We start from the raw sequence: 20,601 nt of genomic DNA, 5'->3' as shown, positions 1-20,601 counted from the left end.
AACGCAGATTTTGGTTCCATTCCTCTGAGGTTTACAAATTACGGTGTCAAAAAGCTATAAACACTGCAAGAACTACAAAGGCGGCGCAATGCCGGTTTACAAATCACTCACTTTTAATTACCTGACATTTGGGAGATAGCACTTATTTTTACCCAATCTATAAACATGAATTCTGTCTCGAAATCGGCCGAACCGATCCACCAGGGAAACCAAACCCCTACCCAGAAATGTGACGGTTTATCTGGAATTGATTCAGAAGACGTATAAAGCAATTTGTTGTCTACATACCAATTTACTTTTGATGGCTCACCATCTGTTGCTGCAAACCAATCGAACCGAAATATATGGAAGTTACCATCGGTTATATTTCCCAGATATTTATTAATACTGCCATTGTCGCCCGCAGAAAGGCCCTTCCAGCTGGCGAAAGTTCCCCAATTGAGATTATAATTTCCTGATGAATCAATAGCTGGAATTTCTATATCAATCTCATGGTTCATGTCTCTGTTTTTATAGTAAAATGTCCAGAATGCTGATAGTACACCAAGCTTAGGAACAATTTTTGCACAAATCTCATACCGTCCAGGTCCAAATCGCCTTCTTGTAGATATTGCGCCGCCGACGCGTTGAGACTGTCCATGGCCTTTAACAGCTCCCGTATACAGATCTCCATTTCCGCAAATCACCAATTTCCCGTCTTTCAAATACACATTAGCAGGTACCACTCCTCCGTGACTGATACCTGCTTCATGCTCGCCCCATTTCCGATTTGCAGCTTTCCAAATGGAGCGATCCAGCTTTTCGCCACTAAAGTTGTCAAATAATTCTTGCGAAAAAGATGTAGAAGCGACTATCATAAGCAACAATACAATTACTATTTTAAAGGAATTTAATACGGACATTGCGAACTAAGCTACTACCATGATACAATAAAAAGAATTAGTGTTTCACCCCAGTAGGTTAAAATAAGCTTTGCTAATCATTCTTATAATCTAAACTGATAAGTTAAATTAATGTTATACTGATTTCCCCATTTCTGTTGTTTATATTCTTGATTGAACCAGGTCAAACCAATACTGAAGACGTTTTTAAAATTTATCGCGTGCCGATATGCTGCTGAGAGATTTGTAGATTTAAGCTGGTAACTGGAATCTAGAAGCACATTATTCTGGGTATCATCAGGTGAGATTCCAGTTCCTGCGCTTACACTTAAATAATCATCCGCACCTCCATAGTAGTACCTGACGTTCATTGAGTAGGCCTGTGCAATATTGTTTTTAGATGGTGTAAGATATGTCCGTATGTTAAACAAGTAATTCTTGTAGTACTTTCCCAGCGCAAGAGTGTATATGGTGTTTGTTTGACTAAAATGTATAAACCTGACACCAACTTCCCCTTCAAAGGCGGAAGGTAGGTTTGCAAATAAGGAGAAGCTAGCCCTGTATCCGGGGAAGACCCCCTTGTTCGCAGAATAGGCGCCCGATACATAGCCGTAAAAGGTTTTGGATATTTTGGGATAAGCTTCCAGTTCTGCCTGAAAACCATTATCATTGAATCGATTGGCATAATTCAGGTTAATTCCTATCGCGCCTAATTTGGTCTGACGCGCATATCCTACACTTGCTATTTGCCAGGGATCCTCAAATTGTTCGTCAAAATAAATGTAATCATAGCTTAGGTTAATCTTGTTTAGTGAACTTTTTTCCTTAATAATGTTTGCCAATGCCCTTGCTTCTGAGTTCTTCGGATCGATTTTTAACAATTGCGAAAGAACAAGGCCGGCTTCAGGAGCTCGGTTCAAAGAATGAAGTACCCGTGCTTTCAATAGCAATAACGAACTTGATGTTGGGGAGGCCCGAAGGCCTGGTTCAATTATTTTCAAAGCAATTGCAGGGTTACTATTCCAGTACTCCAGGTTTCCATAAGCTAAAGTGGCATCCTCATGTGCTGGCATTTTTTCTAAGACATATCTGAATGTTTTGCGGGCGCTGTCCAACTTTTCGCTCCAGGTGTAAAGCCTCCCCAAGAAAATGGTATACTCGATAACCTCAGGATTTTTTGCAAGTACTCTTTTCGTGAGTTCAATTGCTTTATTATAATCTTTCTGATCGAATGCGGCCTTCTTTGCTTGTTCAAAAAGCACCTCTTTTCCTTCGTCTTGCTGCTGTGCTCTACCTGGCAGAACGACCAGTAAATTCAGCAGGAGCATTATATAATATCCAAATAGGCTCAGTTTTTCAAACATATATCGTCTTTTTAAGTCATTTTTACCAGATTCGGGATCAGCTATTCTTTTTAGTGTTAAATCCCTGTCGGGTCATTTCCCCCCAACTATGCTTTTTTCTGATGAAGTCCAGGTAACCCCTGATTGCAGATAGGACCACAAAAGGGTGAAAATAGAACGGCTCTGAAAACGCAGCTAAAATAAGTTTTCCGGTATCTCTCAATCTTTTGTACTGATTGTATGTGGCAACTTCAATGAATATAGCAAAGGTTGAATACATGTACCCGAAACTTAAAATAAATAGTAGTAAGCCAACAAACATGTGCCAATCTATCAGGCCTAATAATGTTAGTATGATGAAAGCGAAAAACCCAACGAACTCCACTACAGGCGCCAGCATTTCAAAGAAAAACCAGTAGGGATAGCTGAGGAGTCCAAGTACGCCATACTTATAATTGAAAAACATTACCCGGTGAAACTTTAGCGTTTCTATAGTGCCTCTTGTCCATCGATTCCGTTGTCTTCCTAAAATAAGTTTGTTAGTAGGGGCTTCAGTCCAGCAAAGTGGGTCAGGAATATAAGTTACCCGGTAGGGTAGCTTTGCTTCCTCCATCATCCGGCGCATGCGTACCACTAACTCCATGTCTTCACCAACTGTATTCACATCATATCCTCCGGCCTTAATTGCCAGGGCTTTATCGAATGCGCCAAAGGCGCCTGAAATTAACAAAAGCCCGTTTAATCGCGACCAGGCCATACGTCCTAAAAGAAATGCACGGATATATTCCAGTGTCTGCATTCGGGCTAAATAACTTTCCGGCAATCGAACTTCTATGAGTTTACCATCTTCAATCACACAAGAATTTGCAATACGAACTACCCCGCCCGAGGCAATAACTTTTTGATCCGTTTCCTCAAGAAACGGCTTCATCATTTTCAAAATTGCATCCTGCTCAAGTACACAGTCTACATCAATGCAAATAATATAATCGTGACTGGACGTGTTTATACCTACATTAAGCGCATCTGCTTTTCCACCATTGACCTTATCGACCACCAATAAGTTCTTATAGACCGGATTGCGACTTTTATAAACCCCTCGCACATCTTTTGTTGGAATTTTATAATTGACATAAAAATCAACTATTTCCAGGTCGTATGCCTGAATAACAGTTTCCAGGGTGTTATCTTTACTGCCGTCGTTAATAATCACAACCTCCAGATTAGAATAATAAAGTGAAAGGAGCGACTTAACGTTCTCTACAATCGTCGCCGATTCATTATAAGCAGGCGCCAAAATGCTCACCGAAGGAAATTGAGCCGACGAGGCTAACAGGCGGTAATCAGTAAATGCGTTTTTATATAGGTATCGCTTTGTGTCGCCGATTGAATACAAGGCAATAAAAGTATAAAAAACTAATAATGCAACGGAGTATACAAGAATAGTTCCCGTCAGTACACCGGAAATCAGATTAATCCAGATCATACGTTAGTTCTCTTTTAGCATGCAAAAAAATCATACGGTAGGGATCTTGCTGGTGCTTCGCTTTTTCCATCAGGATCTGTTCTGCATGCGTACAGGTATTTAATAGGGCAAGGGCAGCAAGCAACTTGATTTCATTGTTAGCATTGTTCAACTGTTCCTGAAGAAAGATGGACTGCTCATCACCAGAGATGGAACGTAACGAAATAAGTATGTTTCGCTTATTAAAATCAGTTTCAGTAACATATTGTTCAATTAACCGGTCTGGTGTTGAAATATCTGCTATTTTGGTAAGGGTAAAAATAGCTTCTGCTCTTACTTTTTCGTGTTCATGGGACAAACAATTCACAACTGCCTCATGCAATTGCAGCTGCTGAAAATTAGCCGCTAGTTTCAATGCGAAAATAACCACCTGGGCATTGCTCGACTGGAGCCATGTTTCCAAACCAACAATTTGCTCCGTATTCAATGTTAGAAGTTGTTCGGTTAATTTCAGCTGCTGCCACTCCGTTAGTGGCCTTGTTAGGGTATCCAAAAATTTTAAGCCTGAAAAGCCTTCAAAACTTATCATGGCTGTTTGTGCTTCCGCACGTACATAATCATCCTTGCTGTTGGTATATCTACTAATTTCAACTCGCATATCCTTCTGCATCATCATGTACAGTTCATAGATTCCAAGTGCCTTGACCTGCCAGGAATTACTTCGCAGTTTTTCCACCGAACTTGCTTTTAGTCCAGATTGCTCATAAACATTAATGATTTTATGTAATGCAGTCCCAGAAATGTTTTTTCTGATTACAATTAATTGTGCTGTAATATAAGGGTGATATTCAGTGTTTTTAAAATAGACAGATAGCTGCTCAGGCATTGGTAAGAATTCATCTTCAAATGCTAATACTTTAGCAATCCAATCGTTGAGGGTGTCTTCTAAAGACTGCCGACTATTAAGGCGTTTTCTTTTTATAATCTGGTAAAGGAGTGTGGCCAGAATGATCATCAGAGCGGTCGAAAAAAAAAGCACGGAAGCCATAATAAGCCATGTGAATGTATTGCTTTCCTTAATTAAACCAAATAAATCTTTAGCTGACATCAATTTTTAGTTAGTCTTTTAACTCTAATTGCAAGTTCGGCCAGACTGAAGGGCTTTTTCACAAATTCATCAGCACCTAAGCGGTAAGCTTCTTCTACCATCGCTTCCTGCCCCATGGTAGAAAAGACAATCACGGGTATAGGCTTATCAGGCCCTGATTTTATCGCACGTACAATCTCCAACCCACTTATATAAGGCAGCATGATATCTGTTAGTACGATATCAGGATCTATGGTTTTAAATTTCTCCATCCCGTCTTTGCCATCAATGGCAGCAACTACCTCGAAGCCTTCCTTACGAAATTTCATTTCTACTGTTTTTCTGATGAGTACGTCGTCTTCAATTATAAGAAGTTTCATAATTATACATGTTAAGGGTTTAATTATTGCTATTTGAATCAGCCTTTTTCCATTGAAAGTAAAAGGAGCTTCCTATTCCTGGTGAGGAATCGACCCAGATTTTTCCATCTTGTTCTTCAACATACATCTTTGCAATATTCAGACCGACCCCTGTGGCTGTTTCACTTTCCGTTGATGGACCTGCAGTTTCAAAAAGTTCAAAGATTCTTTTGCAATCTTCTTCTTTGATCCCGCGACCATTATCCTTCACAAAGAATTCATAAAAACGCTCTTTCTCTATACTTCCTACTTCGATTTTAATAGTTTGTTTATCATTGTATTTTATAGCGTTACTGATCAAATTATGGAATACATGCTGTAGTTTTAATCTGTTCGTTTGAAATACAGGAAGCGTTTCATGAATAATTGTTTCCGCTGGCCTGGTGGTAAATAGTAATTTTATCATTTCTGACACAAGATCATTGGTATCTACCATCTCCACAACAACTTTAGCATTGGCCACCTTCGAGTCTTGCAAAAGATGGTCGATCATCTCTGAAGACCGCATAGCAGCATTAGATAGTAAGTTTAAGTATTCTGGAATACCATCCAAGACCAACAGCCGTTCATCCTCCAGTAGTAACTCCACTAAGGAGATCATTCCGGTTAGTGGCGATTTTAGTTCGTGGGCTACAATGTTGGTAAATCGCTGAAGTTTGCTATTTACCTGCTCGTTCTCGGCTAAGCTGTCTAGCAGCACCCTTTGAAACAAGTATAATTTTTCAAATACTTCAACTTTCGATCGAGTGATATCTACGTTCAGCGGTTTGAACAAGTAGTCAACTGCTCCGCGATCGTAGCCTTTCATAATGAATTTTTCTTCTTTGCTGATAGCCGTAACAAAAATAATGGGTACCAGACTAGAGGGTTTATAAGATTTAACATAATGGGCCACTTCAAACCCGTCCATATCTGGCATTTGTACATCAAGTAATATCAGCCCGATATCTTTATTCTTCATTACGAGCTGTAGGGCTTCAGTACCACTGCCCGCTTTTAGAAACGTTCTGGTTTCACTTTGAAGCATACCTTCAAGTGCCTCTAAGTTAGCCGGGATATCATCCACCAGCAGAATTGGAAATTTCCTTGCTGACATAGCTGTGTTATGTAGATTTTAATAAATGTTTTATTGTATTTAACAAATGTAATGCATCTACCGGGCGATGAAGCACTGCATCCAGTTCTGCACTTACAAGTTCTTCTGGTTGGAGGGCAGTGGCCGAAAGTGCAATAATTTTCAATGCTTGTCTCTCATTACGTAATTGTGCTTTTAATGCACCCGCATCAACACTGAAGACGTTTAAATCCAGAATGATAATTTCCGGGTTCTCTATCAGCAGCTCTTGTTTAAGTTCTTCTACTGACGAAGCATGTTTGGCGAAAGCCCCACAATTTGTCAAAGCTGTATTGAATAAGAAAACCTCACGGATATCACCAGTTGCAACTAAAATTCTCCTCTGGTTTAATTCCTGATATTTGGTTGGATCAGGTTCACTTATTGGGTGTACCGAACTTGCTGGCAATGGAACCTGATCGGCCATTACTTCCTCGGCTCTCTTTAAAGGCATCTCTATAATAAATGTACTTCCGAGCCCAAGTGCACTTTCAACTAAAATATTTCCATCAAATCGCCACACCAGTTCTTTGGTTATGGAAAGACCAAGCCCGGTGCCTCCAAAGTTTCTGCTCGTAGTCCCATCTGCTTGTTTAAAGGCCTCAAATATCTCATTTTTCTTGTTGCTGTCGATTCCGATTCCATTGTCTGAAACCCGCACCACTAAAATATTTTTCTCAGGTTTACAGTCGAGACTGAATTCTACACTTCCGCCCTCCGGAGTAAACTTGAAAGCGTTTGAAAGCAAATTTTTAAAAATCTGAGCAAGCCGCAACCGGTCTGTCATTATAAAGTTCGGTAGCAACGGTGATACCTTTATACTAAAGTTTATATTTTTTGAGTGCGCAACCTCTGTAAATAGCCCTTGAACACTCTGCACTATTTCCTTGGTGCTTTCAGCTTCAAAATTCAGGTCCATCTTGCCCGCTTCAATTTTTGCAAGATCGAGAATGTCATTGATGAGGTATAGCAAATCTTTACCTGCATTCGAAATTATCTTAGCATAACCAACTTGTTTGCTGGTATAATTACATTCATTATTTTCTGATAACAGGTCAGCCAAAACAATAATGCTGTTTAAAGGGGTACGGAGTTCATGAGACATATTGGCCAGAAATTGTGATTTGTAATCACTCGCCAGCTTTAACTTGATGTTAAGATCGTGTATTTCCTGATCAGCAAAGTGTTTATCTGTGATGTCATCGAACATCCACAATACTCCTTGTATACTTTTAGATTCGACAGGGGTACAGTAAACATTTAGTACGCGAGGTTCAGGATCTGAATAGATCCATTTCCAATCGCCTGTAACCTTTCGACCCAACTGAAAAATCTCCATTCCGCGCTCAAAAATTTCTTCTCTGTTACTTGCAAGACTTCTGAACGATTGCATTTTGCTATGCAACAAACCCGGTTCTATGATGCCCGAAGGCAAATCAAGCAGTCGTGAAGCATTTTCATTTACCCAACTTCGGCTGCCAGAATCGTCGATAAATATGATGCTTTGTGGTACAGTCTGTAGAATTGCGTTAAAATAGACTTCAAGTTGCTCAATGGAATAAAAAGCCGCTGATATCCTTGCTACACGTCGCAACACCGAGTAGGATATTTCAATGAACTCTTTAAATTCTGGACTGAATTTAATTGGTTCATGCCATATCAAGACTACACAACTGCGAGGATTAGAGTTCATTAGCGGAAGGACTATAGTACTTCCCATTTCACTATTTCTAGTATTTAGCTCCGAAAATGGCACGCCATTTAAGTATATCGGCATTGTCCCGGATATATTCTCAAAAAGGCTCGGATCAATCATAGTCAGCGAAGCGGGGCCAGGAAAAGCATAGGTAACAATAGCGGTTACTGCATCTTTCAACTCGATAAAGAAAATATTATTGGCAGAAGATAGCTCCTGAAGTTTCCGTAGCGGCGTATCAAGGATATCTTTTGCATCAGCATTCTCTACCTGATCCAGGCATCGCATGTACTCAACTATCTGTCGAAGCCAGAATGTTTGATTAATTTTGTTCATTTAAGAATGATTCGATCGCTACACTCAACAGATCTGGAGCACTCAACTGGGGAAAGTGGCCTTCTACATCAATTTCAAGTAGCTTACTGTGCTCAATATGTGTATGGAGGTAACGTCCAACTGCCTCAGGCACCGCAACATCGTTCTTCATCTGTATAATTAGGACATTATTTTTGAGCGTTGGTAGCGCTAATCTACAATCCGACTGAAAAATAACCTTAGCAACCGACAATGCTACATTTGGTTGTAATTCAGATAGCGTGCTGGCAAATTCTTTGCCGAGTTCGGGTTTTTCGTAATTACGCATTGCTACAGATGAAAACCCACTTGCCCAGGCATAGTAGTTTGCTGTCATTGATTTAAAAAGCACGTCTAAATCGTCTCTGGAGAATCCGCCTTCATAGTCTTCATCATTCAGGTAACGTGGAGATGCACCGACAAGAATTAATTTTGAAAAAGCTGCGGGATTCCTTATTGCTGCTAAAATCCCAATCATTGAGCTTACAGAATGTGCAACTAGTACTACACTCTTCAGGTTCAAAACGTTTACGATTTCAAGCAAATCGGAGGCATAGGTGTTAAGCTCCTGATATTTAATCGGACTAAAGGCATTTGGATCAGACTTGCCACCACCTATATTATCATATAATACCAGACGATAATTCTCCGAAAAAGCTTCCTTAACAAAGCGCCAGGATGTCTGGTCTGTTCCAAACCCATGTGCAAAAACTAAAGTTTGGGCTGCTTCCAGATTCCCCTCAACTTTTAAGTTGTATTTGTTTACAAGTGACGTTGGTAATTCCAAAGTTAGTGTCTCTAAATTAAATAATGTATACCGATGCATGTAAGTTAGGGAACCCTAAATAAATAAACAAATTAATTTTACGGTTTATTCAATACTGATAGCAAATCGCTTTCATTATAACCCGTAGGTTTATCAACAGAATGACATTTGAAAGTGCATGCTTTCATTTAGTTATTTCTACATCATTACGACTAAGCTTACAGCTAAAATATACTTGACTGGGTCGGTATGATACATGAGGGGCCTTGATCTTTAATCGAGCAGGTACACATGAAATCGAAGGTTTTCTTCCTAAGTCAGTTGCTTTCTAACCGTTTCAAATATTTGATAAAATGGTTCGAAATTTCCAATGGGTTATTTGATGGAAAAGTTCAATTTAATGAACTTTTCCCATTTTTTACATTTCGAAAAAAGAAGCGATGAACTAAAAGACTTAGGCGCGATTTAAACAAGATGATATTCTTGAGAACTTGGCCTATAATATAGATGATAGTGTTGAAGACGATTTTCAATGCTTCTATCTGGCATTATTAACTATTATTTATTGAGAACTCAACGTATCCTGCGTAGAATCTGTCCGATGAAAGCCTGGGTGATCCATCGAGCTATGTGTGGCAGATCGTTTACGGCGTATTAATTTTATTGAGCATAAAAACCCATTTAATCCAAGCCATGCGCTGGATATGGAGATACTAGAGAAGCTTACAACTTTCCAAAAATATCTTCGCTCGATTGAAAGTTCCTTCCGCATAATCTTCCTTCTCCACAAGTGCGGCCATGTTTGTGTTGTGGATTTTAATGGCCTCCATAATGGTGTGCATTTTTTCGGCCTTGCCCAGATACTTGCATTTAACGCTTTCAGCGGATATCTCTGCGTCTTCTAGGCATAAAGAAGTATGGGCAGCGGTGACACCTGCTTTCATTTTGTCGAGATAGGAATTTAAGGTTTTGGCATCTTCTTTTGTGCCGATCATGTGACCCGCTTTGGTGTTCCACAATTCCGGTTCACATTTTCTGCTGGCGGACATTTACACAGGTTTTCCGTCAACGGTAATCCTTAGATAAACAGGAACAGCACCTTTAAGATAGTTTTTTGGTTTCTTCAGGTAGAAGAGCAGACTGAAATTAGTTTTCATAATCGACTGATTTAAAGTTAACAAAGTTAGCCTTGCAGTCTAATCGTATCAAGTCGTTCAATGATTGAACTTTATGTAAGTCAATAACTTACGTCATTTCTAGTGAGTATACCACTCTGTAAAACCACTCACCGAATCACTCACTTTTTTTATGCGATTTATTGCATATTTTGGTGTTTCCGGTAAAACAAAAAAGCTTGCAATCATTTGATTTGCAAGCTTTTACGTAGTTTTGATACTATCTTCTGTGATCCCGCTGGGATTCGAACCCAGGACCACTACATTAAAAGTGTAATGCTCTACCAGCTGAGCTACGGAATCTACTTTATATAAACGTTAACCGTTTTCTTTAAAGTGGTGCAAATATAGGGTTACAGACTGTTTCATGCAAATAAAAAATACTGAAAGGTGTTAGTGTATTGATTTATAGGTAAATTAATTATTCGGCCTTTCTATTTTTGAATAGATTTGATAATTTTTCCTAGGCTTAGCCTAAATTTATACATCCAGAATGAGTTCAGTTTAAAGAGAAATATTAAATTTAAATTACGAAACTGTGATCCATATTTATTAAAAATTATTGTTTAGTCTGGTCCAAACAAATAAACCGAACCAAACTTTATGCTAAAAACAACAAAACCAATCCCAACACGGAGACCAAAACCGGTCATTATTTATGATTATGGGAATTGAAGGAGGAGCTTTAATGCCTTTATGATATGGCTTCTTAAATGAAAAATTATATGTTAACTTTCAATTGGCCTATCTTTTAACCGTATTTTCTTGTTACTTATACATCTTATATTTCGCAATTAGAGGGCATACAGCAGGGTTAAACTTGAAATAATTAGATCATTAAAATAATGATTAAGCCCGGGCTTTATTAAATTCGGGCTTTCTTTTGTCCTTAATTTTCAGTTATTTTGGCGAATTATAAAACGAGATCTGAGTCTCAAATCTCATTTCTCAAATCTCATATCTCAATAATGAACAAAGCTATTTTTCTCGACCGCGATGGTGTACTTAACCACGAAATATACGATTACATCTGCCGTGTGGAAGATTTTAAAATCTTAGATTACCAAATCCCTGTATTAAAAAAACTGTTCGATGAGGGTTATTTGTTGATTGTAATTACAAACCAGGGCGGTATTGCTTTAAAGCGCTATACCGAGCAGGAACTGGCCATTATGCACCAAATGCTGCGTAATGCTTTTTTGGCTAAAGGGGCTGATATTGCCGGCTTTTATTATTGCCCGCATCATCCAACGGTTGGCGGGGAGTGTAAATGTAGAAAACCCGCATCAGGAATGATTTTAGATGCCATTGATATGTACGATATTGATCCCTCACAATCTGTGATGATCGGCGATAAACCAAGAGACGTAGATGCCGCAAATGGGGCAGGAGTGAAGGGCATATTGATTGAACCGGATGAGCAGATCAGTTATGAGAAGGTGAAAGAGGTATTGAAAAGAGAATCTTTAGTTTAGAGTTCAGGGTTAGGAGTTTGGAGTAAGCAAATCGCCCATACCAACATTAATGATCTGAACTTCTTAATGGTCAGAAAAGGATGTAATATGGGAGATGTAACCTGCAATTTGCCTATCTCCACCTTACATCATCCATCTTACATTATCCATTCTAATGATTTGGGCGTTTTAACACGCTGTACACTGTATCTTTTTGGCTGCCGGTCGACTACGCTCAGGATGGCGTCCAAAAAGGATGCCGTTTCCATCGTTAACGCAGAATAACGCAATGACTTACCAGATTTAGAAAGGGAAGGAGCCGATGAATACTTCGTCAGTTAGAAGTTTCTGAAATCCTAATAGGCTTCCCCACCTCATACTTACGAAATCCTTACACGCGCTTGCCCGCTGAGATTTCGTAAGCTGCCCTGGCCACCTAGACCTGATTGAAATGGCATTCCGGTTTCCGAATATTTTATCATTATCGAAAAATTACCGGAATATAATGAAAAGCAGGACTTTACAAACCGATTCGCACTGCTTCTGCTCTCCAAAAAAATCGCAATGAGTTACGAAGTTAGAAAAGGGAGGGAGTGAATAGTAACGGCGTAAATCAAAAGTTCCTGAAATCCTCATAGGCTTCCCCACCTCATACTTACGAAATCCTTCCACGCGCTGATCCTTTAAGGTTTCGTAAGATGCCCTGGCCACCTAGACCTGATTGAAATGGCATTCCGGTTTCCGAATATTTTATCATTATCGAAAAATTACCGGAATATAATGAAAAGCAGGACTTTACAAACCTATTCGCACTGCTTCTGCTCTCCAAAAAATCGCAATGACTTACGAAGCTTAGAAGGAGAAGGAGCCGATGAATACTTCGTCAGTCAAAAGCTCCTCAAATCCTATTAGGCTTCCCAACCTCATACCTGCGAAATCTTTCCACGCGCTGACCCTTTGAGATTTCGTAAGATGCCCTGGCCACCTAGACCTGATTGAAATGGCATTCCGGTTTCCGAATATTTATCATTATCAAAAAATTACCGGAATACAATGAAAGCAGGACTTTACAAACCGATTCGCACTGCTTCTGCTCTCCAAAAAATCGCAATGACCGATGGAGTTTAGAAAGGGAAGGAGTGGTGGGTAACTTCGTCAGTCGTAAGCTACTGAAATTCTATTACGATTTTCCTACTCATACTTACGAAATCCTTCCACACACTTACCCATTAAGATTTTGTAAAATGTCCATAACAAAAAAATCCTAAGCCTTAAACCGGAAATCCGACATAAGACTTAGGACTAAAGACTTTAACTAAAGTATTGAAAAGAAAATATGTAGCCCAGTCTGGCGTTTGGAGTTTGGAATAAGCAAAATGCTCAGGTAGCAAGCCCTAAGGAATTCTTATTCATTAAATTTATTAAACAAAAAAGTCCTAAATTATTACTTAATTCAGGACTTTTGTATGTGCCTGGAACTCAACATTCCAAGCTCAATACTCCAAACTTATTTACCCGCCGCTTTAGCGTGGTCAGCTAAAAATGTAGCTAAACCGCTATCGGTTAACGGATGTTTTAATAAACCAACAATAGCTGCTAACGGTGCAGTAATTACGTCAGCACCTAGTTTAGCACAGTTTACAATGTGCAATGGTCCGCGGATTGATGCTGCTAAAATTTGGGTCTCATAACCGTAGTTATCAAAAATAGTTCTGATATCTTCAATTAAAACTAAACCATCACTGGAAATATCATCTAAACGACCCAGAAATGGAGAAACATAAGTAGCTCCTGCTTTAGCCGCCAATAAAGCCTGTCCGGCAGAGAAAATTAAAGTACAATTGGTTTTGATTCCTTTTGAAGAGAAATATTTAATGGCTTTAACACCATCTTTAATCATTGGAACTTTAACTACAATTTTCGGGTTTAAAGCTGCCAGCGCTTCACCTTCTTTAATAATTTCATCAAAAGTGGTCGAAATCACTTCTGCACTTACATTATCGTCAACGATATCGCAAATTGCTTTATAATGGTTAATTACATTTTCTTCGCCGGTAATACCTTCTTTAGCCATTAAGCTAGGGTTGGTGGTTACGCCATCTAAAATGCCAAGATCTTGCGCTTCTTTGATTTGATCAAGATTTGCTGTGTCAATAAAAAATTTCATGTTTATAAATTCTTAAAATGATTATTAGGTTCTGCTGCTAGAACCCCTGAAGAATTTAGTATCCCCCCTTCAGGGGATTAAGGGGGTAAAAAAAGGGCAAGCACCTTCTATCGCACCGCTACAACCTTCTACCCTTGCTGTGTTCCCACCCTGGGGGAGTTCAAAGGGAGCTGGTCGTAAAAGACTTGCCCGGCCACAAAGGTAGAAAAAGAAGTTGTTTCCCAAAATGCATTTTTGCATTTTTTTTCACTTTTAAGCTATGTAGCTGATTAGTAAATTAATAAAATTAAAATCCGTAATGATTGGAGGAAATGCCATTTAATGATATTACAGGATAGGCTTTGCTATGCAACTACCGCACTTCTAAATAAACCTTATATTTAAAACGATTTACTTAGAATTCACGCTCAAAAACCATATTTGATACGAAATGTCTTCATTATTAATTAAGCAAAAATACACCTATTCTATTGTCATTTTTTTAATATATATACTTTAAATTGCTTAAGGGCTAAAATTATCCTAAAAATCATAACAACTCTGTAATTTAATGTATGTTTTTGCTAACTTAGTGTTTCCTATACACTAACAACTAACGAGCAAAGAATGGAACCAAACAGTGGATTGTACGATGCGCAATTTGAACACGATGCCTGCGGTATTGGGTTCGTTGCGCATGTGAAAGGGCGGAAATCGCATCAAATCATCTCTGATGCACTTACTATTTTAGAGAATCTAGATCATAGAGGGGCATGTGGAGCAGAACCAAATACAGGCGATGGAGCAGGTATTATGATTCAGATTCCTCACGAATTTTTTTACGACGAATGTTTAAAAGCGGGCTTTAGCCTACCAGAAACCAATAATTATGGTGTGGGTATGTTATTTATGCCTAAGGATATCAGATCCAGAGAAGAATGCAGAGAACTAATTTACCGTGCGGCTGAAAAGCTAGGCCTTGAAATTTTAGGTTTTAGAAAAGTTGATGTCAACACAACAGATATCGGCAACATGGCCCTTTCCGTTGAGCCGGAAATTGAGCAGGTATTTATTGCCCGCCCATACGCGGTGGCACCAGGTGCAGATTTCGAACGCAAACTTTATGTTTTTAAAAATTACCTGATCAAACTGATTGTAAATACCGTTCATGGTGGTAAAGATTTTTACATTGTTTCGCTTTCCGCACAAACCATTATATACAAAGGTCAGTTAACTTCATTACAGGTACGCACCTATTTTACCGATCTTACCGATAAGCGCATGGTTTCTGCTTTAGGTTTGGTTCACTCGCGTTTTGCGACTAATACTTTCCCTTCATGGAGGTTAGCTCAACCCTTCCGCTTTATCGCACATAATGGGGAGATCAATACCTTGCAGGGAAACTTAAACTGGTTTAGAGCAGGTGTTAAGTCTTTTGCTTCTGCTTACTTCACACCAGAAGAACTGGATATGCTATTGCCTGTAATCGACGAAACCAATTCAGATTCAGGCTGTTTAGACAATGTTATTGAATTGTTGCTTCACTCAGGGAGAAGCCTGCCTCATGTATTAATGATGTTGGTGCCAGAGGCATGGGATGGAAACGAAGATATGGATCCTGTTAAAAAGGCATTTTATGAATTCCACGCCACTTTAATGGAACCATGGGATGGGCCTGCAGCCATTGCTTTTACCGATGGTAAATTAATTGGTGCTACTTTAGACCGTAATGGCCTCCGTCCTTCGCGTTATGCCATCACTTCTGATGACCGTGTAATTATGGGATCTGAGGCTGGTGCATTAGCCATCGACCAAAGTACGGTTATTGAAAAAGGCCGTTTAACGCCTGGCAAAATGTTCGTGGTGGATATGGAGCAGGGCAGAATTATCAGCGATAACGAAATTAAAGGAGAAGTTTGTGGTAAAAGCCCTTATAGCGATTGGATTAATCAATACCAGATCCGTTTGGAGGAATTACCTGAGCCACGTGTAATGTTCACCGGTTTATCTACCGAGTCTATTTTTAAATATCAGCAGGTTTTTGGTTACAGCAGGGAAGATATAGATCTTTTGCTTAAACCAATGGCCATTGAAGGCAAAGAACCAATCGGTTCAATGGGTACAGATACACCATTGGCTATATTATCAAAACGTCCACAACACTTATCATCTTATTTTAAGCAATTATTTGCCCAGGTAACCAATCCGCCGATAGACCCGATCCGTGAAAAGGTGGTGATGAGTTTGGCCAGCTTTATGGGTAGTAACGGCAATCTTTTGGAAGAAAATCCATTACAGGCACATTGCGTTGCCATTAAACATCCGATTTTAACCAACCAGGAATTAGAGAAATTAAGAAGTATTGATACCGGTGTTTTCCAGGCGAAAACTTTACAGACTTATTTCAGGGCTGATGGTAAACCTGGCGCTATGGTAAAAGCTTTAGACCGTTTGTGCCGTTATGCCGTTGACGCGGTTGAGGATGGTTTCCAGGTGATTGTATTAACCGATAGAGCTATCGATTCTGAACATGCTGCAATGCCTTCTTTATTGGCGGTTTCGGCAGTACACCATCATTTAATCCGCAAAGGATACCGTGGTGCAGTAGGTATTGTAATAGAGGCTGGTGATATTTGGGAGGTACATCATTTTGCTACGCTATTGGGCTTTGGTGTTACCGCAATCAACCCTTACCTGGCTTTAGAAACCATTAATGAGTTTAAAGATGAGTCAGGTTTATCAGTTGAGCAGTTGACTAAAAACTATATCTACGCCGTAAACAGTGGATTACTTAAAATTTTCTCTAAAATGGGCATCTCTACCTTGCAGTCTTATCAAGGTGCACAGATTTTCGAAATTTTAGGTTTAAATAAACAAGTCGTGAATACTTATTTCACCGGTGCAGTTTCACGTATTGGTGGTTTAGGGCTGGATGAAATTGCCAAAGAAACGTTAATTAAACATCACCGCAGTTTTGGCCCGGTAACACAAACCGAAAACTTATTGCCAGCAGGCGGAACTTATAAATTCCGCCGTAAAGGTGAAGCGCATTTGTTTAATCCGCAGACGATCCACTTATTACAAAACGCAACACGTAAAAACGATTACAATATCTTCAAACAATACTCTAAATTGGTGAATGAGCAAACACAACAGGCTTACACCATCCGTGGATTGTTCGAATTTAACTATAGCCGCCCATCTGTACCTTTAAATGAAGTAGAATCAACTGAAGCCATTTTAAAAAGATTTGCAACGGGAGCTATGTCTTTCGGTTCCATTTCTCATGAGGCACACTCTACTTTAGCCATTGCCATGAACCGTATCGGCGGAAAGAGCAATACCGGAGAAGGCGGTGAAGATGAAATGCGTTATACCAAATTGCCAAATGGCGATAGCATGCGTTCAGCAATTAAACAAGTTGCTTCTGCACGTTTTGGTGTAACGAGCTATTATTTAACCAATGCTGATGAGTTACAGATTAAAATGGCTCAGGGTGCTAAACCAGGAGAAGGTGGGCAGTTACCTGGACATAAAGTAGATGATTGGATTGCGAAAGTCCGCCACTCTACGCCAGGTGTAGGTTTAATTTCGCCTCCTCCACACCACGATATTTATTCGATAGAAGATTTAGCACAGTTAATTTACGATCTGAAAAATGCCAACCGCGCAGCCAGGATCAATGTGAAACTGGTTTCTAAGGCTGGTGTAGGTACTATCGCTGCTGGTGTCGCCAAAGCGCATGCCGATGTAATTCTGGTATCTGGTTTCGATGGTGGTACCGGTGCTTCGCCGCTCACCTCTATCCAGCATGCTGGTTTGCCTTGGGAACTTGGCTTAGCAGAAGCACACCAAACTTTAGTTAAAAACAAGCTGCGTAACCGTATCGTTTTACAAACAGATGGTCAGCTTAAAACAGGTAGAGATATTGCCATTGCAGCATTATTGGGTGCAGAAGAGTGGGGAGTTGCTACAGCAGCTTTAGTTACTTCGGGATGTATTATGATGCGCAAATGCCATTTAAATACTTGCCCGGTTGGTGTAGCAACACAAGATCCGGAGTTAAGAAAGTTATTTACCGGTGATGCAGACCATGTGGTGAACTTATTTTATTTCCTTGCTGAAGAATTACGTGAGATCATGGCTGAACTAGGTTTCAGAACCATTAACGAAATGATTGGCCAGGCTGATATTTTAAAATTACGCGAACTGCCTGCCGAAGACTGGAAATTGAAGCACCTTGATCTATCCGCCATATTATACAAAGCGGAAGAAAATGGTCTGCCTCTTTATAATACAGAAAGTCAGGACCATGGTTTAGACCAGGTTTTAGATCATCAGTTAATTGCTGCGGCACAACCTGCTATTGATCATAACGAACCTATATTTGCCAGCTTTGAGGTGAAAAATACTGACCGTTCAATAGGTACCATGTTATCGAATGAAATATCAAAAGTTCATTTAGGTGCTGGTTTACCTCCAGATACGATCAACTTCAAATTTGTCGGCTCTGCCGGTCAGAGTTTCGGCGCTTTTAATACCCGTGGGGTAACGTTATCATTAGAAGGTGAGGCGAACGATTATGTAGGTAAAGGTTTATCAGGTGCGAGACTGGCTATTTATCCTTTCTCAAACTCAACTTTTGTTCCCGAGCAAAATATTATTATCGGTAACGTGGCCCTGTATGGTGCAACTTCTGGTGAACTATTTGCCCGTGGTAAAGCGGGTGAGCGTTTCGCCGTACGTAACTCTGGTGCAACAGCCGTTGTTGAAGGTGTAGGCGATCATGGTTGCGAATACATGACAGGAGGTGAAGTGCTGATTCTGGGTGACACTGGAAGCAATTTCGCTGCTGGTATGAGTGGTGGCGTGGCCTGGATTTATGATGCCAATGGAACCTTTGAACGCAAATGCAACAAAGAAATGGTTGATTTAGATCCACTTCAGGCAGAAGATGAAGAGCGTATTTTAGCTTTGCTTAAAACACATATCCGCTTAACAGATAGCAGGGTAGCTGAGTTTATCTTAAGCGACTGGAAAACTCAATCGGCTCATTTCGTAAAAGTATTCCCTAAAGAATACAAAGCAGTTTTAAGCAAACGTAACCAACAAGTAAAAACACACTAGGCCATGGGAAAAGTAACAGGATTTCAAGAATACGATAGAGTTGCACCCACCAGAGAAGCGGCTGCAACGCGTGTAAAACATTATGGTGAATTTTTAAATAGTTTACCTCCACAAGAATTAAACAATCAAGCTGCCCGTTGTATGGATTGCGGCGTACCTTTCTGCCAATCAGGTTGCCCGCTGGGTAATGTGATACCAGAATTTAATGACGCTGTTTATCAGGAAAAATGGGAATTAGCGACCAATATTTTATTAAGCACCAATAATTTTCCAGAATTTACCGGTAGAATTTGTCCGGCGCCTTGCGAATCAGCATGTGTATTAGGTATTAACCGGCCACCGGTTTCTATTGAGGAAATTGAAAAGCACATCATTGAGATTGCTTTCGAAAAAGGATTTATCAAAGCTAAGGCACCTTTAATCAGAACGGGTAAAAAAGTGGCCGTAATTGGTTCAGGTCCTGCAGGCTTAGCCGCTGCTGCTCAGTTAAATAAAGTTGGACATGAAGTTACCGTTTTCGAACGGGATGATACCCCGGGTGGTTTATTAAGATATGGGATTCCAGATTTTAAACTACAGAAAAATGTGGTAGATCGCCGTATTGATTTGATGAAAGAAGAAGGCATCATTTTTAAATGCAATGCCAATGTAGGCGAAAATGTAGAAATAGGTACTTTGTTGCGCGATTTTAATGCGATTGTATTGGCAGGCGGTTCAACTATTCCACGCGATCTACCCATTGATGGCCGTTCGGCTAAAGGCGTGCATTTTGCAATGGACTTTTTGAAACAACAAAATAAACGTGTAGCAAGCAGAGCTGTCGAAGCAGAAGATATTATGGCTACCGGTAAAAATGTAATTGTAATTGGCGGTGGTGATACCGGATCTGACTGTATCGGTACTTCAAACCGTCATGGAGCAAAATCAGTTACACAATTCGAGATTATGCCAATGCCTCCTCAGGTACGCAACGATCACATGCCCTGGCCAAATTATCCGATGTTGTTAAAAAATACTTCTTCTCATGAAGAAGGTGCGCAAAGAGCATGGTCCGTTAATACTAAAAACTTTATCGCTGATGATAAAGGCAACCTTAAAGCATTAAAAGTAGTTGATGTAGAATGGGAAATTGATGCGAACGGGCGTCCGGTTACATTCAAAGAAGTTGCTGGTACCGAAAGGGATCTTCCATGTGAACTCGTGCTGTTAGCCATGGGATTTTTGCATCCTCAAAAGGAAGGTTTAATTGAAAAACTAGGTGTGGAGTTGGATAACCGCGGAAACGTAAAGGCATCTGAATATACCTACCAAACCAATATTGCCAAGATTTTTGCTGCTGGTGATGTTCGCCGCGGACAATCATTAGTGGTTTGGGCCATTTCAGAAGGTAGAGAAGCTGCCCGCAAGGTAGATGAATACTTAATGGGCGCAACTAAACTGGCATCTAAAGATGCAGTGGCATATGCTTAAATAGGTTTTAAATTTATATTTTTTGGGTCGTGGTGCAAACCACGACCTTTTTTGTTTTTATGAGGCCGTTATACTGAAGTTGTTTCAGTATCTATTATGCTGTT

At 39.9% G+C, this 20,601-nt stretch carries 13 protein-coding genes, 1 tRNA gene and 1 other RNA gene; 3 read left to right on the top strand and 12 right to left on the bottom strand.

Going from position 1 to position 20,601, the window contains the following annotated elements:
• Positions 1-113: 113 nt before the first annotated feature.
• The 10 genes from BLR60_RS02245 to BLR60_RS02200 form a co-directional block, all read right to left on the bottom strand.
• Positions 114-857 (bottom strand): glycoside hydrolase family 16 protein, encoded by a 744-nt coding sequence (locus BLR60_RS02245; RefSeq protein WP_244155577.1) that lies wholly within the window; start codon positions 855-857, stop codon positions 114-116.
• A 128-nt stretch (positions 858-985) separates the two neighbouring features.
• Entirely contained in the window at positions 986-2,245 is a 1,260-nt protein-coding gene (locus BLR60_RS02240; protein ID WP_208600549.1) for a YaiO family outer membrane beta-barrel protein, read from the bottom strand.
• Between the two features lie 37 nt (positions 2,246-2,282).
• Positions 2,283-3,710, bottom strand: a complete 1,428-nt coding sequence (locus BLR60_RS02235) for a glycosyltransferase family 2 protein (RefSeq protein ID WP_090496417.1) — start codon at positions 3,708-3,710, stop codon at positions 2,283-2,285.
• Positions 3,697-4,797 (bottom strand): HEAT repeat domain-containing protein, encoded by a 1,101-nt coding sequence (locus BLR60_RS02230; RefSeq protein ID WP_090496416.1) that lies wholly within the window; start codon positions 4,795-4,797, stop codon positions 3,697-3,699. Before BLR60_RS02230 ends, BLR60_RS02235 begins: the two co-directional genes overlap by 14 nt.
• Positions 4,797-5,156 carry a response regulator transcription factor gene (locus BLR60_RS02225; protein ID WP_090496415.1) on the bottom strand — a complete coding sequence of 120 codons (360 nt, stop codon included), beginning with the start codon at positions 5,154-5,156 and terminating at the stop codon, positions 4,797-4,799. Before BLR60_RS02225 ends, BLR60_RS02230 begins: the two co-directional genes overlap by 1 nt.
• A gap of 19 nt (positions 5,157-5,175) precedes the next feature.
• The gene (locus BLR60_RS02220) at positions 5,176-6,291 is read right to left on the bottom strand and encodes a sensor histidine kinase (protein WP_090496414.1); all 1,116 of its coding nucleotides are present in this window, start codon (positions 6,289-6,291) and stop codon (positions 5,176-5,178) included.
• 7 nt (positions 6,292-6,298) lie between these two features.
• A complete protein-coding gene (locus BLR60_RS02215; protein ID WP_090496413.1) occupies positions 6,299-8,341 on the bottom strand; it encodes an ATP-binding protein in 2,043 nt (680 codons plus the stop codon).
• Entirely contained in the window at positions 8,328-9,146 is an 819-nt protein-coding gene (locus tag BLR60_RS02210; RefSeq protein ID WP_244155566.1) for an alpha/beta fold hydrolase, read from the bottom strand. The genes BLR60_RS02215 and BLR60_RS02210 overlap by 14 nt, the downstream gene beginning before the upstream one ends.
• A gap of 692 nt (positions 9,147-9,838) precedes the next feature.
• On the bottom strand, positions 9,839-10,174 hold the full coding sequence (locus BLR60_RS02205) for a hypothetical protein (protein ID WP_090496411.1): 336 nt from the start codon (positions 10,172-10,174) through the stop codon (positions 9,839-9,841).
• 356 nt (positions 10,175-10,530) lie between these two features.
• A tRNA-Lys gene (locus tag BLR60_RS02200) sits at positions 10,531-10,603 on the bottom strand.
• A 665-nt stretch (positions 10,604-11,268) separates the two neighbouring features.
• Here BLR60_RS02200 and BLR60_RS02195 point away from each other — a divergent pair.
• On the top strand, positions 11,269-11,775 hold the full coding sequence (locus BLR60_RS02195) for a D-glycero-alpha-D-manno-heptose-1,7-bisphosphate 7-phosphatase (protein WP_090496410.1): 507 nt from the start codon (positions 11,269-11,271) through the stop codon (positions 11,773-11,775).
• A 1,486-nt stretch (positions 11,776-13,261) separates the two neighbouring features.
• Here BLR60_RS02195 and fsa read toward each other — a convergent pair.
• Complete coding sequence (gene fsa, locus BLR60_RS02190; RefSeq protein ID WP_090496409.1) at positions 13,262-13,921, bottom strand: fructose-6-phosphate aldolase; 660 nt, start codon at positions 13,919-13,921, stop codon at positions 13,262-13,264.
• Positions 13,922-14,012: 91 nt separating this feature from the next.
• Positions 14,013-14,112, bottom strand: an RNA gene (gene ffs, locus BLR60_RS02185) — signal recognition particle sRNA small type.
• 415 nt (positions 14,113-14,527) lie between these two features.
• On the opposite strand from ffs, the gene gltB reads away from it, so the two are divergent.
• Positions 14,528-19,027, top strand: a complete 4,500-nt coding sequence (gene gltB, locus BLR60_RS02180) for a glutamate synthase large subunit (protein WP_090496408.1) — start codon at positions 14,528-14,530, stop codon at positions 19,025-19,027.
• A 3-nt stretch (positions 19,028-19,030) separates the two neighbouring features.
• The gene (locus BLR60_RS02175) at positions 19,031-20,497 is read left to right on the top strand and encodes a glutamate synthase subunit beta (protein WP_090496407.1); all 1,467 of its coding nucleotides are present in this window, start codon (positions 19,031-19,033) and stop codon (positions 20,495-20,497) included.
• Positions 20,498-20,601 lie beyond the last annotated feature (104 nt).

The sequence above is a fragment of the Pedobacter terrae genome, assembly GCF_900100705.1.
GTDB classification, from domain to species: Bacteria; Bacteroidota; Bacteroidia; order Sphingobacteriales; family Sphingobacteriaceae; genus Pedobacter; species Pedobacter terrae.
This window is presented reverse-complemented; position numbering and strand designations above follow the sequence as displayed.

Coding starts and splice junctions, on each gene's coding strand:
- BLR60_RS02225 (WP_090496415.1), bottom strand. CDS start 5,156: ATGAAACTTCTTATAATTGAAGACGACGTACTCATCAGAAAAACAGTA.
- BLR60_RS02175 (WP_090496407.1), top strand. CDS start 19,031: ATGGGAAAAGTAACAGGATTTCAAGAATACGATAGAGTTGCACCCACC.
- BLR60_RS02245 (WP_244155577.1), bottom strand. CDS start 857: ATGATAGTCGCTTCTACATCTTTTTCGCAAGAATTATTTGACAACTTT.
- gltB (WP_090496408.1), top strand. CDS start 14,528: ATGGAACCAAACAGTGGATTGTACGATGCGCAATTTGAACACGATGCC.
- BLR60_RS02230 (WP_090496416.1), bottom strand. CDS start 4,797: ATGTCAGCTAAAGATTTATTTGGTTTAATTAAGGAAAGCAATACATTC.
- BLR60_RS02205 (WP_090496411.1), bottom strand. CDS start 10,174: ATGTCCGCCAGCAGAAAATGTGAACCGGAATTGTGGAACACCAAAGCG.
- BLR60_RS02235 (WP_090496417.1), bottom strand. CDS start 3,710: ATGATCTGGATTAATCTGATTTCCGGTGTACTGACGGGAACTATTCTT.
- BLR60_RS02195 (WP_090496410.1), top strand. CDS start 11,269: ATGAACAAAGCTATTTTTCTCGACCGCGATGGTGTACTTAACCACGAA.
- BLR60_RS02240 (WP_208600549.1), bottom strand. CDS start 2,245: ATGTTTGAAAAACTGAGCCTATTTGGATATTATATAATGCTCCTGCTG.
- BLR60_RS02215 (WP_090496413.1), bottom strand. CDS start 8,341: ATGAACAAAATTAATCAAACATTCTGGCTTCGACAGATAGTTGAGTAC.
- BLR60_RS02220 (WP_090496414.1), bottom strand. CDS start 6,291: ATGTCAGCAAGGAAATTTCCAATTCTGCTGGTGGATGATATCCCGGCT.
- fsa (WP_090496409.1), bottom strand. CDS start 13,921: ATGAAATTTTTTATTGACACAGCAAATCTTGATCAAATCAAAGAAGCG.